The sequence below is a fragment of the Paenibacillus sp. J31P316 genome (genome assembly GCF_056269105.1).
Window position 1 is genome coordinate 70,713 of sequence record NZ_JBWDNI010000006.1, and the last position, 13,361, is coordinate 84,073.

Consider the following 13,361-nt stretch of genomic DNA (forward strand, 5'->3'; position numbering starts at 1 on the left):
GCGCCTCACCTCTTCTCCCGAGTTTGCCTGCGCGACCAGATCACCAGGACGGCGATCGGAATGAGCAGGATGACGAAGTAGATCCAGCCCAGCGCGCTTGCATAGCCGTAACCGGTATCCACGTCCTCCATGTTCAGCGTGATGAGCTTCAGCACGGGGTTGAACGGATACGTAGCCAGGTCAACGACGGTATAGATCAGGTTCAATACGATAAAAGGAACGATTGCCGGAAACGTGATTTTCCAAAACGACTCCCAAGGCGTAGCCCCGTCGATCTGAGCGGCCTCGTAGGTGGATTTCGCGATCGTTTGAAAAGCTGCCAGGAAGATAAGGATCTGAATGCCGGAGTACCACAGCACGATGACGAATTGATCGAGAATGCCGACGATGGCCTTCGCGATCGTTGGCGAGAAAGTCGTATAGAGCAGGTCCGCCACGTTGTATTGCTCCAGGAAAGGAATCGTCCCTTGCCCCTGCGCGTTCAGCTCCTGGATGACTTCGCCCGTGGCGAAGATGACCGGCAGGAAGAAGATCGTCCGGAACACCATCCGGCCGGGAAAGCGCTGGTTCAGCATAAGCGCTACGAGAAGCGCGAAGATGACCGAGACCGGCACCGTAAGCACGGACCGATAAACGAACTGCAGCATTTCTACCGGAAACTCGTTGTCGAGAATGAACGCGTCGCGGAAATTGCCCCAGCCGACATAGGTATACGACAGGCCGGAACCGTCCGGCTTCACGCCGATCTTATTGAAGCTGACATAGATGGAGTAGATCAACGGGTAAGCCAGGAAGAAGGCGACGCCGCACAGCCAAGGCGTCAGGAAGAGGAGGCCTCTCAGCGATTCCGCCGCGTTCAGCCTGCGTCTGCGGCTGCGATGCTCCCGCTCGGTCAGCGACTGTCTCGGGGCAGCGGCTTTCCCCGCCGCGCCCGAGACTCCCGCCGCCGGCATAGAGCCCGCGGCCATCGCCGTGCCTGCACCTGCCGCGCCCGCCTTGCCTGCATCCGGCGCGCCTGCGCCAAACGCTTTGCCGATTTCGCTCCGCTCGCTCATTGCGCGCCTCCCTTCTCCACCACTGCGTAGGACATGGCTTTTACCGCGTGGCCTTCAGCCGTGTAGTCCTTATCGTTGTAGTTCACCCATACTTTGCGTCCGCCAGCGTAAGTCGTCTCGAATACCCCGTCCGCCAGCTTGCGGTGATTATCGATGAAGCTGCCCCAGACGCCGCTCGAGGTTTCTTCGAACGCGCGGTACGTCTCGGCGATGCGCGGCTCCCAGACGCTGAACTGCGAGCTGTACAGCCAGGAGAAGCTCGTGCGCTCCAGCATGCCGGGGTTCTTCTCCGTTACCAGGTAAGTCGGCAGCGCGCCGTATTCGATTTCCCGAAGGAAATCCACCTGCGGATCGGGATGCAGATTGCCTTCCGTCCCCGAATAGGTGGCCAAGCCGTGTACCGCGATCGGATAGAACGGCACCTGCTCGTCGACGACGATGTCGTAGTTGTAATCCATCGGGAAATGCGCCAGATGGCTTGCGATGCCGAGGCCGTATGCATAAGCGCCGTTCGTGCCGCCCTGCAGCTCTTCCGTGCCGGAAGCCGTCACCGCCAAGGAAGCTTCCTTCAGCTTCGCCATCGCTTCGCGTTCGAGCTTGACCGCGGACTCGCGATCCACGTATTGCCCCGCATTAAAGTCGCCGTAGACCATGCCGCCGATGCCGAGCAGATTGACGCCGCTTACCCCAAGCTTCTTGTAGCCCTTGATCGCATCCGGCAGCGTATCGTTCAGCATCCGCTGCGGATTGAGCAGGTAGTACGAAGACGCCTCGCCGTTCTGGTTGAAGAGCTTCGGATTGATGGAAATGCCCGAGATGCCCCTCGCCGCCTCCTTGCCGACGGAGAAGCCGTTGCCGAATTTCTCCATCGCGACCTGGAGCGCGTCGTTCAGGTAGAGCGGCACGCCGAGATTCTTCAGCTTCGCGGCCAAGCTCTTCATGCCGGCGTCTCCGCCGACGGCCGAATCCACCGGAAACCGGTCCGGCAGATCGCCCGGATAGCCGCCGTTCTGCCAGCCCTCCAGGCCAACCTTCAACGAAGCGACCCCGTCCTGCTTCAGCCGCTCCGCCATTCGGCCCGCTTCCGCGAGCGTCGTCGCCGCCACGAGCTTGCTGCCGTTGGCGTTCATTTCCTTCGTGCCGAGCAGCACGTTCAGCTGCAGCGGGGGCGGACCGGCCGGATCGCCGAGCGGCACCGCGTGCGCGTGATCGATCAAGTATTCGCGGTACGTCTTCGCCATCGCGACATAGTCCGAGGCGCCTTGCCCGAGCGGCACGTAACGGCTCGTGAACGACTGGGAGATCAGCCCCGTCTCGAACTGAAAATTCGACTTCGTCGTACTGATTTGCTCCTCGTAGAAGCGCCGCAGGATGATGCGGGCATTCGCCTGATTGAAGCCGGTGCCGATGCCTGCGGGCGTCGCCACGATATTCGTCTTGGTCGCGCCCTCCTCCACGATGCCGATGAACCCGTTGCGTCCCCGATTAATGCCGAAGACGGGATAGGCGATGCCGGTGCGGCTGCCCTTGTCTCCGTTCAGCAGATCGCCCGAGGGGGCGGAAGGATCCTGATCATAGATCGGGAAATTGTACGGCAGTACATTATCGAGCGCCGTCTTGCCGAAGTGGATCAAAGCGCCCGGACCGTCCGGCACGAGCAGATAGCCGTCCCCCGCGTCGTTCCTGGCGGCGCCGAAATACGGCAGCACGTCCAGGCTCGTCAGTTCGTTCTTCTTGCTCTCGGCGATGCCGAGCTCCGGAATATGGACCACGAGCTGCCCTTGATCCAGCCGGTATTCGATGTAGATCGTAAAGCCGAGCTCGGTCATCTCGTATTGAAAGCCGATTCCGCCTTCGATCTGCCGCCACTTCACGGCCGCCTTGGCCGCCGTCACGTTGGAGGACGTATCGGCCGTCCGGCCCTCAGGCTGGTAACGAAATAGCAGGGGCGACTCCAGGTTCGAACGGTTTTGGCCCTTGCTCGTCTCTTCCGCCAGCTCATCGGGGGTCGGGTTGCTCGTCAGCATGACGCCGCCGCTCTCGAGCGCGACCTTGCCGGTAGCGGGATCGACCCACAGCGACGCGTCGCCGTCCTGCGCGGCCCGCACCCAAGCCATGCCGCCGTAATTCATCGTCGCGCCGGAAGGGCTGCCGCTTTTGAAGCTGAGGCCGGTCAGGTACGCCGCTGCTTTGTCCGGCGAGTAGCTGGTCGGGAACGACCGGCTCTTCTCCGCGGACATCAGGACGAAGACGATGACGGCGGCGATCGCGAGCAGGACGGCCATAGCCGGCACCTTGCTGCGCAGCCAGCGGACGAAAGCTTTTCCGATTGCGTTAAACACGGTTCAACAGCTCCCTTCCGAGTCCGGTGAAGAAGTCGGCCGTCATGTACATCAATCCGACGAGTACGAAGCCGAATACCCACAGACAGCCGAAGGTGAGAAGGGATACCGCAATCATCTTGAGCGATTCCTTCATGTTGTAGTTATGCACCGTTTGCGTCCCGAGGAACATGAGTACGACCACCCAGATCTGGATGACCAGATGCAGGAAATTGTAGATGACGCCTTCGTCGAGCGTAAGCAGGTTGGAGAACGCCGCGAGCGGCAGCGTGAAGAGGATCGCGGGCACCATGGCGTATGCGTTAACGATGAACACCTTCGCGAACGTGCCTTCCCCCTTCATGATAGAGCCGATCAGATAGTTCGCCAGCACCCACGTGAACCAAGGAAGCAGATAATAGAGCGCTTCGGATTTGATATTCAGATCGACGAACGCGGTGCTGCTGAACAGGTAGCTGACGATCGCCTTGCCGAAGATGCTGACGAGAAAACCGACGATGACGAGAAGAAAGGCGTACCAGAACCGCACTTGTTCCTTCTCCACGATATCGTCCATCGTGCCGACGGGATGGCTCAGCAGACTGAACGTCCGCTGCACTGAGATGAGCCAGCGGTTGCTCGTCTTCGAGCGGATGAGACCCGTGAACGGATCAATGCCGCCTTCCGGCACCTTCCGTTTCGCTGCCTCCCCCTCCTCCTCCGCGCCGAAGCGCATGCGGCCCAGCTCCTCGTCGCCGGCGGACGACAGTTCCTGTTCAGCGGCGCGCTTCCGCGTGCGGAAACGTTGCGCGATGCGCATGACGAAGCCTCCGGCCAGCAGCGCGACCACGCCGAGCATGATCCAGCCGAAATACTTGAACAGCCAGCTCATCCGGATTTCCCAGAACGCGTCGGAATAGCCCTGCTTATTGGAGGCCGTCTTGAAATGCGCGGCAGCGTCCTCGAAATGCCCTTCCTGCAGGTCCCGCTTGGCCAGGCCCAAGTAAGCCCGGTCGAACAGCGCGTCGATCTTCAGAATCTCGCTCCACGTGCCTTCGCTCTCCTCGTAGCGGCCGTCGTTGTACGCCGTGATCGCGTCGTGCATCAGGTCGCCGAAATGGCTGCGCTTGAAGGTCTGGATCATGTTCTGCTCCGAGTCGGCGACGAGAATCGTGCCATCCTGCAGCGTAACGATGCTCATCGGCGACTTGAACAAGCCGAGCCGCTGCGATCCGACGCCGTCCAGCCCGATGCGGAAGATCAGCTTGCCGTTCGTGTCGTACTGGTAGATTTGACCGTTCTGCCGCTGCAGCAGCGTCATGATGCCGTCCTCGTCGACCGATACGTCGGCGAAGGCGAATTGATCGACTTCCTGCGGCGGAATCCACCAAGCGAAGTTTTTGCCCCCGAGCAGATCGTCCCCGGCAAAATTCAGCCGCTTCAGCTGCCCGTTCGACAATCTGGCGTTGACCGTATAGAGGAAACCGTTCCGGTCTACCGTGACGTTGCCGATCGTGCCGGGCAGGTCCTGCTGCTCCTTCTTCAGCTGCTCCTCGGTAAAATATTTCCGCTTCAGCGCCGTCAGCCAATCCGTCTTCACCTTGTTCGCGCCGAAGAAGCCCATGAATTCGCCTTCCGGCGAAAGCTGCAGCAGCCCTTGGAAACCGCCCTTGTTCACGAGATACATGAAGCCGCGCTTGTCGATGACGACCTTCGACGGGACGTAGGTATACGTCTTGGGCAGCAGGTCGGTCGCCGGCGATTTGATCTCGCGCTCGAAGGCGCCGTCCTTATTGAAAATCGCGATGCGCCGATTGTTCGTATCCGCCACGAAGATCGTTCCATCCTTGTCGACGAAGACCCCTTCCGGGTTGCGCAGCGTCTCCTTGCCGTCCTTCGCCTGCTTCTTCGTGTCCTTAACGCCGTCAACGTCCGCCGCGGAGGCCGGAATCGTGCGCAGCACCTCGCCCTTCGCGCTCAGCTGGACGATCCTGCTGTTGCCGGTGTCCGCCACGTAGATCCCGCCGTCCGGCGCGACGAACAAGTCCTCCGGATCGCTGAAGCCCCGCCATACCGGTCCCGGCACGAACGCGTTGGGGGCCTTGATGAACTCTCCCTCCGCATTGATCGAGAGCGTCGGGTAAGGCACGATGGCATCGGCCTCGCGCGGGCTCGCGGCGAACTGCGCGAGCAAGGCGAGAATCGTCAGGCAGAGCAGCCTGATGGTAATCGTGCGGATCTGCATTCGCATGTAAGCTGCCTCCTTCTACTTGATTCCCGAATTCGCCATCGTCTGCAGCACCTTGCGCTGGAAGGACAGGAACACGGCCACGAACGGCAGGAAGACGACCAGCGCGCTGGCGGCCTGGATGCCCTGGCCCGCAACGCCGTTCACGGAGCCGACCGACGAGGATGTCGTGCCCGATCCGTTCGTCAGCGAGTTCACGAAGAAATTGAGCAGCCTCTGCGACTCGATCCCCGTGAAGAGCACCGACGATTCCGTCTCCGGCCAGATTTGCTGGAAGGCGAGAATGCCAATCGTCGACACCGCGGGCATGCACATCGGCAGGACGATGCGCAGGAAGATCGTCCGTTCCTTCGCGCCGTCGATCTTGGCCGCGTCGATGAGCGCCTCCGGCACTTGGTCGATGAACTGCTTCATCAGGAAGACGCACACCGGCATCGCCAGGAACGGGAGAAAATGGACCCAATACGTATTCATGATGCCGAGCTTCGCCACGACCACGTAACGCGTAATCCACACTTGGTCCGGCGAGAACATAAGCGAGACGATAATGATCGCGAACATCGCCGCGCTGCCGGGAAACTTCTTCTTCGAGAAACCGAAGGCCGCCATCGAGCTAACCATGACGACGCCCGTTACGGTAATGGCCGACATCATGACGCTATTCGTAAAGTAGCGCGTGAACGGCACGATGGATTCGCTCAGCAGCAGCGAGCGGAAGTTCGACAGCGTCGGGTGATGCACGAAGAAATTAGGCGGGAACAGGAACAGCTCCGTGATCGGCTTGAACGCTTGATTAAGCGTGAAGATCAGCGGCAGCAGCATGATGAGCGCCAGCAGCGTCAGGAACGCCATGTTGAGCAGCATGAATGCGCTCAGCCGCTTCATCTTCAGCCGCCTTCCGAATGGCAAGCGCATGCTACTCATCCCCCTTCGGTCCGAACAGGTGGAAGGAGAAGCGCGTCATGGCGTAGATCATCACGAGCAGCAGTACGGTAAGCGCCGAGGAATAACCGATCTCGAACCGGTTGCGGAAGTAGTCGTCGAGATGGTTGCTGATCAGCAGTCCCGCATTGCCCGGCGTGATGTCTTGATTCGTCGAAGCGATGAGCGACTGGCCGACGATGCCGCCCTTGAACGTGCCGACGACGGACATAACGGCGCTGAACAGCAGCTGCGGACGGATGGACGGGATCGTGATGTACCACACTTCCTGCAGCCGATTCGAGATGCCGTCCATGGCGCCCGCTTCGTACAGCTCGGTATTGATCGTCTGCAGGCCCGCCAGCATGGCGAGGAAGCCGATGCCCATGGCCTGCCAGAGCGAGATGATAATCATAATCCACATAAAATACCGCGGATCGAACAGCCAGGCGACCGGCTGATCGATGAAACCGAACTGCAGCAGCAGACGGTTCAGATACCCCGTCTCGTCGCCGCCGAAGAACGCCATCCAGACGACGCCCATGCTGACGGCCGAGCCCATGGAAGGAATATAGATCGCCAGCGTAAAATAATCCCGCCACCGCTTCGGCAGCTGGTTGATGAGCCAGGCCAGGAAGAAGCAGAGCGCATAGCCGACAGGCCCGACGACGATGGCATAGAAGAACGTGTTCGGCAGCGCGAAGCGCAGGAACAGCCGGTCCTCCGTGAAGATGGACAGGAAGTTGTCGAAGCCGACGAACTTCGGCGCGGATACGGAATCGTATTGGAAGAGCGACAGCGTCAGCGACAGGAAGACCGGCGCCGCGACGAAGACGATGAACGTAATCATGAAGGGCGCGACGAAGATGTAGGCGGACGCGTTCTCGCGCATCCGCTGCAGCACCGATTTGCGCTTCAGAGGCGCGCCGAGCGGCTTGGCATGTACCGCCGCCGGCGCCGTGGTCGTTTCTACTGCATTCATGGGGTCGCCTCCTTCCATGGTTCCGTGATTTGCGGAACGTCCAGCGTCTTCAGCACCTGGCCGCTGTCGTCGCGCAGCCCCAGCTCGCGCTGCTTGCGCTTCATCTCCCGGTTAATGTCGGCCACGGCGCTCTCCAACACTTCGCGCGGATTCTGCTTCGCCAGGACGACCTGCTTCTCCGCGTCCGTGATCATCCGGCTGGTCATGTAATAGCCCGGCACGATCGGCATCTCCTTCAACCATTTCCGCGACTCCGCGATAACCGCCAGATCCTCCCGCGGCCACGGAAGTTGCTTGAAGGCTTCCCAATTGGCGGTTATCCAGCGATACTTCGGCCCTAGCACGGCTTCGAGCTCGTTGCCGAACCGGCTTTGCGTCTCCGCGGACGACCACCATTGCAGGAACTGCCATGCCTCGGCCTGCTTGTCGGATTTCTGCGAGATGATATCCGTCGTCATATACCCCGGATACCAGCGCACGACCGTGCCATCGGGCTGCTTCACGCCCGGAATCGGCATGATCTTCCATCGCCCGGCAAGTTCCGGCGCGGCGTTCATGATCGAGATGTACGTCGAGTAATCCGCGATCCCGATCGGGATTTGACCCATTTTGAACCGCGTGTAGAAGCTTGGCACGTTACTTGGAATCTGATAAAGCGAGAACATGTCGGTCCACTGCTTGAAGCCCTTGTACGCCGCGTCCGTATCGAGGCTCGACTGCAGGCCGTCCGGCGTATACATATCCGCCCCGTTCTGGTACATGAACGACTGGAACTGGAGCGACTGCATGTAGAAGTCATAGCCTTTCTGCTGCAGCGAGGGCAAAATATTCACGACATCGTCCCACGTGTCCGGCGGCTTGATGCCGAGCTGGCCCAAAATATCCGTCCGGTACATCAGCACCGAGAACGCCTGCGTCTCGGGCAGCGCGTAATCGCCGCCGTCATAGTGGAACGGCCGCAGGGCGCCCGGCTGGAACGCTTTCGCCGTCTCCGCGTAACCGGGCAGCTTGGAGAGGTCGACGAGCGCGCCCCGCATGCCGAAGTCGCCAGCCATCTCTTCCGAGAGACCGAGCGTCACGTCGGGATAATCGCCCGCGATGTTGCCGAGCAGAAATTTCTGCGACGGATCCGGCACGATATTGACGCTGACGGGGATTCCCGTCTCGCTCGTGAAATAATCGTCCGCGAACTTCTGGATCTGCTCCGCCGTATCCCGGTTGTTGACCACCCAAACGTCGAGCGCGCCCGATTCCTTGCTGCGGTAATTCGTATCGTTCGTGTACGAGCCGACCCAGCGCTTGAACTGGCTCGCCACGTTGTCCACGAAGCTCGGCGTCACCTTCGGCAGCTTCGCGCCCGGCTCGGCGACCCAGAAATAATCGAGCGACAGCTTCTGCGACATCAAGCTGTACGTCCAGCTGGCCAGGTCGTTCGCCATCGATTCGAACCAATTGATCCGGTTCGGCACCTGGTTGATGTCGGCCGCCAGCTTCTGCAGGTTCTCCGCCGCCCGGCGGAACGAGGTTTCCGTCTCTCCCTGGCCCATCGTGTTCGCCGCCTGCAGGTCGGCCAATTGCATGAGATCGCCCGCGAATTCCGTCAGCCGCTGCTTGATATCCGGAATGTACTGCTCCAGATCCCACGTACGGTTCATATCCGCGCCGGAGCTCGACTTGTCGTAAATGCCGGTCACGCGGCGAATCTGCTGGTTCAGCTCGCCGATCCGGTTCAGGTTGCGCAGCAGTCCCTCGTAGATCAGGCGCGTCGGCGCGGAAGTGACGGTCATCCGCATCGTATGTTTGCCTGCCTTCAGGTTGAAGAGCAGCGGATCGCCGCTGCCGTCCGACAGCGTCAAGCCGTCCCACTGCCAGTTATGGTCGTACGGGAAGCCGACGTTCTGCAGCTCCTTGAAGAGCGGTTCGCCGTCGATCGTAATGTCGCGGTAGGCAAAGGAATTGTTGACGTATAATTGCAAAAACCGAAAACCAATCTCGTAGCGGCCGTCCTTCGGCACCTCGAACGTCCATTCCAGCCATTGGCCGCTGTCGCCGAAGCCTTCGCCCCCGATATTGTTGTAGACCGTCTTGCCCGTCGTCTCCGGCGACATCAGCGTGCCGATGCTCGACAAGGCGCGGATCGAAGCGTTGGATTTCAGCGTCGGCTGCTCTGCCTCGTTGATCTTCATCCAGGTCCCGTTCATGTCCGGAGCCGGATAGCTCTTCGCCGCTTCCGCATAGCTCGGAAGCTCTTGCGGCGCCGCGATCGTCAGCCCTTTGAGCAGCAGCGGCGCCTGCTTCGACGTCAAGCGAATCTCATGCTTGCCGGCGGTCAGATGAAATTTGAGCGGCTCCGGGCTGATCGTATAATCGCTTAACAGCACGCTCTTCCAGCCCTTCGCCTCGGTGGAATCCGGGCTTCGTTCATTGCCGTGGCCGTCCGTCTTCAGCGGGAAAGCCGTCTGCGTGAACGCGCGCTTCAGCAGCAGCCGGTCCGCCTCGCCGTAAGGAGACCGTCCGTCGATCTGAATGCCGCGGTTAATGTCCTGACCCGAGTCGTCGGCGGAGTCGTACGTCAATCCGATGTCGTACAGCCCGTCCGAGGGGATATCGACGGTATAGGCGATCCATCCTTCTCCGTCGCCCCACAGTACGCCGCCTCCGTCCTGCTGCCGAAATAGCGCCGGGTCCGACACGGACGAATACGAATTCGCCGTCAATTCGATTCCGCCGGAAGCCAAAACCCCATCAGGAACGCCGGATGCCGCGGTGTGCAGCCATTCCAAGTAGGTTACGCTTCCGTCGCCCAAGCCGTACTCGGCCGGAGCAGCCGCTTGCTTCGCGGCGCCGTCCATATAAACCGTCGGCAGCGAAGACATGGTCAAGGAGAGCAGCATAAGGGCGCCTAGAAGTATGGCCAAGCGCCTGCCAACTGCAGGGCGCACTGCCAAGCGGAGTGTATTGCGCCCGCCGACCTTCTCGCCCGCCTCCGCTTCCGCCGCCTTCCGCGTGCTCTTCAGCATAATCGTCCCTCCGTTTGAGGATGGAAGAAATGGACGAGCTCCATGTCGAGCGCGATCCGCATCTTCTGCCCCTCTTCGAACCGCGTGCGCGGATCAACGCGGACGACGAGCTTATATTCCTTGTTCCGCACGTACAAGTAGACGTCGGAGCCCAGCAACTCTTTCATCTCTACTTGGACCTCCAGCTGCGTGTCCGCATAGGTCTCGCTTGCCAATTCGTCGTTGCGGTACACGATATTTTCGGCGCGTACGCCGAGCACGACTTCCTTGTCGTGGAGTTTTCCATCGATAAGCGGCTTCGCTTTCTCCGCGGGAATGGCCAGCCGGAACAAGCGCGTCTCGAAATAGGCGCCCCCGCCCTCCGCTATGAATTTGCCGCGCAGCACGTTCATCGGCGGCGAGCCGATGAATCCCGCCACGAATAGATTGGCCGGCTTCGTATACAACTCCTCCGGCGTCGCGACCTGCAGGATGTTGCCGTCCTTCATGACGACGATCCGCGTTCCCATCGTCATCGCTTCGATCTGGTCATGCGTTACGTAGATCATCGTCGCCTTCAGGCGCCGGTACAGCTTGCCGATCTCTTCCCGCATCTGCACGCGCAGCTTGGCGTCCAGGTTGGACAGCGGCTCGTCGAACAAGAAAACGTCCGGTTCGCGAACGATGGCGCGCCCTAGCGCGACCCGCTGGCGCTGGCCGCCGGACATCGCTTTCGGTTTCTTCTGCAGATGGGCTTCGATTTCAAGAATCTTGGCTGCGCGGGTGACGCGCTCGTGGATTTCGGATTTCGCCATTTTCCGAAGCCGGAGTCCGAATGCGATATTCTCGTACACGCTCATATGCGGATACAATGCGTAATTCTGGAACACCATCGCGATATCCCGATCCTTCGGCGATACGTAATTGATCAGGCGCTCGCCGATATGGATCTCGCCCTCCGATATTTCTTCCAGCCCCGCAAGCATGCGAAGCAAGGTTGATTTGCCGCAGCCGGAAGGCCCGACAAGCACCAGAAACTCGCCGTCGTTCACTTCCAGATTGAAGTTGTTGACCGAATTGCGTTTCTCGCCGGAGTAACGCTTGCACACCCTTTGAAACGACACGCTGCTCATGACTTGCCCTCCCCTTCGGCTTACGCGCTTATCTTGGAAAAGGGACTCAAACCCCAGGAACCCTGAGGTTTGAGTCCATACGCGAACCATGCGATTACTTGGCCGCGGCCTCGCTCTCGGCCTGGACCTTGAATACTTTCTCCGCCGTCGATTTCGCCTGCGCGATCAGCCCGTTCTTCTCCTCGGCCGATTTCGGCAGGTTGTCGTACGCGCTGATTTTGTTCTCGATAACCTGGTCCGCGATATATCCCGTTGCTTCGCCGGCGAAGTTGCCGCCGATCATGCCGTAGGAAGGATCGTAGATCGGGTGGTTATACGCGAAGGCCAACGCTTCCTGGTTGACGGCCGCATAAGAAGGAATGGTTTTGAAATGCGCTTGAATGTCCGCGTCGCTGGAGTTCGGGAACGTGTAGCCGTTGTCGGCCAACAGGTTTTGGAAATCCTTGTTCGTCGTCCAGAACTTCATGAATTCCCAAGCCGCTTCCTTGTGCTTGCTCGCCGCCGCCAGGAACATCGGGTTATTCTGCGCGTAGTTGGCCTGCGTCGCGGTACCGGCCGGAATCGGCGCGATGTCCCATTTGAATTTCAGACCGGTGTCGGGATTGCTCCAGCCCGGGATTTGGAACGAGATGCCGTAGTTGAAGAGCGCTTGCCCCTTCTCCCACAGATCGCCGCCCGTAAAGCCGGCTTTCTGCGAATCGCCCCAGTTCAGCATGGATTGGTCTTTCGTTACGATATCGTAGAAATAGTTCAGATCGTCGAGCGCGGCGGTATTGTCGCCGGTCCACATGATCTTGTCATGCGCCTTGTTCAAGCCATAGATATCTTCGGTATGGCCGTTTGCGTACGGAACGGTGGAAGCCAACCAGCCGATGTTGTAGGACGTATTGTTGAAGCCCCATGTCTTCTCGGCGGCATTCGTCGCCTTCTTCGCCATCTCTCTCATGTCGTCGAAGGTCCAGTTCACTGCCGGCGGATCGATGCCGTACTTGTCGAGAAGGTCTTTGTTGTAGTAGATGACGCCAAGGTCGTTGCCGCGGGATAAGCCGTAGATGTCGTTGCCGACCTTGAAGGTGTCGAGAATGCCGGGGAGGAACGGATAATCGCCGAATTCGGGATCTTTATCGATGTAAGGCTGAAGATCTTCCACGTAGCCTTGGGAGAGCGGCTCCCACATGGTGTTGGCCCAGAAGACGTCGACGGGTTCGCCTGCCGCGATGTTCTCTTGCAGCGTCTTCGTGCCTTGCCAGCTGATCATGTCGACCTTGATGTTGGGGAATTTGGCGTTGAAAAGTTCGAGCATTTTGGTCCATTTGTCGTCTGCGGGAATCCAGGTGGCCAGCTTGAGCGTGACCGGCTCGTCGGCTGCGGGAGCATCCGGCGTCGTGTTGTTCGTCGTGTCGTTCGTGGTGTCGTTCGCGGTATTGTTCGTGGTCGGTGCCGTGGTGTCGGTGTTCTTCGTGCCGCCGTTGTTCGGCGTATTGCTTCCCGTGTCTCCGTTGTTGTCGTTACCGCAAGCGGCCAAAGCCATTGAAAGTGCCATGATGACGGCCAGTGCTGGCAGTGTTCCTCTCTTGTTCATCCTTTTCAAGAAAATCCCCTCCGTACTGAATGGTTTTTCTGAATCCGAATGCTAGAGTATGCGCTTTCATTATGTGGTTTTTGTACAATGAACTTTCAGTTAACCGATGACTGTTAACCA

The 13,361-nt window shown here is 59.7% G+C and carries 8 protein-coding genes; all 8 read right to left on the reverse strand.

The genetic code is table 11. The features are described from left to right. Positions 1 to 5: 5 nt before the first annotated feature. The 8 genes from AC0YNU_RS19550 to AC0YNU_RS19585 all read right to left on the reverse strand — a co-directional run bounded on the left by AC0YNU_RS19550 (position 6) and on the right by AC0YNU_RS19585 (position 13,241). Complete coding sequence (locus tag AC0YNU_RS19550; RefSeq protein ID WP_475759677.1) at positions 6 to 1,055, reverse strand: carbohydrate ABC transporter permease; 1,050 nt, start codon at positions 1,053 to 1,055, stop codon at positions 6 to 8. Further along, on the reverse strand, positions 1,052 to 3,397 hold the full coding sequence (locus AC0YNU_RS19555; protein WP_475759678.1) for a DUF5696 domain-containing protein: 2,346 nt from the start codon (positions 3,395 to 3,397) through the stop codon (positions 1,052 to 1,054). The genes AC0YNU_RS19550 and AC0YNU_RS19555 overlap by 4 nt, the downstream gene beginning before the upstream one ends. Beyond that, on the reverse strand, positions 3,390 to 5,627 hold the full coding sequence (locus AC0YNU_RS19560; RefSeq protein ID WP_475759680.1) for a YIP1 family protein: 2,238 nt from the start codon (positions 5,625 to 5,627) through the stop codon (positions 3,390 to 3,392). The genes AC0YNU_RS19555 and AC0YNU_RS19560 overlap by 8 nt, the downstream gene beginning before the upstream one ends. 15 nt (positions 5,628 to 5,642) lie before the next feature. Next, positions 5,643 to 6,539, reverse strand: a complete 897-nt coding sequence (locus AC0YNU_RS19565; RefSeq protein WP_475759682.1) for a carbohydrate ABC transporter permease — start codon at positions 6,537 to 6,539, stop codon at positions 5,643 to 5,645. A gap of 1 nt (position 6,540) precedes the next feature. Beyond that, entirely contained in the window at positions 6,541 to 7,527 is a 987-nt protein-coding gene (locus AC0YNU_RS19570; RefSeq protein ID WP_475759684.1) for a carbohydrate ABC transporter permease, read from the reverse strand. After that, complete coding sequence (locus tag AC0YNU_RS19575; protein WP_475759686.1) at positions 7,524 to 10,547, reverse strand: extracellular solute-binding protein; 3,024 nt, start codon at positions 10,545 to 10,547, stop codon at positions 7,524 to 7,526. Before AC0YNU_RS19575 ends, AC0YNU_RS19570 begins: the two co-directional genes overlap by 4 nt. Next, entirely contained in the window at positions 10,541 to 11,659 is a 1,119-nt protein-coding gene (locus AC0YNU_RS19580; RefSeq protein ID WP_475759688.1) for an ABC transporter ATP-binding protein, read from the reverse strand. Before AC0YNU_RS19580 ends, AC0YNU_RS19575 begins: the two co-directional genes overlap by 7 nt. Positions 11,660 to 11,753: 94 nt before the next feature. Beyond that, positions 11,754 to 13,241 carry an extracellular solute-binding protein gene (locus AC0YNU_RS19585; protein WP_475759969.1) on the reverse strand — a complete coding sequence of 496 codons (1,488 nt, stop codon included), beginning with the start codon at positions 13,239 to 13,241 and terminating at the stop codon, positions 11,754 to 11,756. Between the last annotated feature and the right edge of the window lie 120 nt (positions 13,242 to 13,361).

Coding starts and splice junctions, on each gene's coding strand:
- AC0YNU_RS19565 (WP_475759682.1), bottom strand. CDS start 6,539: ATGCGCTTGCCATTCGGAAGGCGGCTGAAGATGAAGCGGCTGAGCGCA.
- AC0YNU_RS19550 (WP_475759677.1), bottom strand. CDS start 1,055: ATGAGCGAGCGGAGCGAAATCGGCAAAGCGTTTGGCGCAGGCGCGCCG.
- AC0YNU_RS19580 (WP_475759688.1), bottom strand. CDS start 11,659: ATGAGCAGCGTGTCGTTTCAAAGGGTGTGCAAGCGTTACTCCGGCGAG.
- AC0YNU_RS19575 (WP_475759686.1), bottom strand. CDS start 10,547: ATGCTGAAGAGCACGCGGAAGGCGGCGGAAGCGGAGGCGGGCGAGAAG.
- AC0YNU_RS19570 (WP_475759684.1), bottom strand. CDS start 7,527: ATGAATGCAGTAGAAACGACCACGGCGCCGGCGGCGGTACATGCCAAG.
- AC0YNU_RS19585 (WP_475759969.1), bottom strand. CDS start 13,241: ATGAACAAGAGAGGAACACTGCCAGCACTGGCCGTCATCATGGCACTT.
- AC0YNU_RS19560 (WP_475759680.1), bottom strand. CDS start 5,627: ATGCGAATGCAGATCCGCACGATTACCATCAGGCTGCTCTGCCTGACG.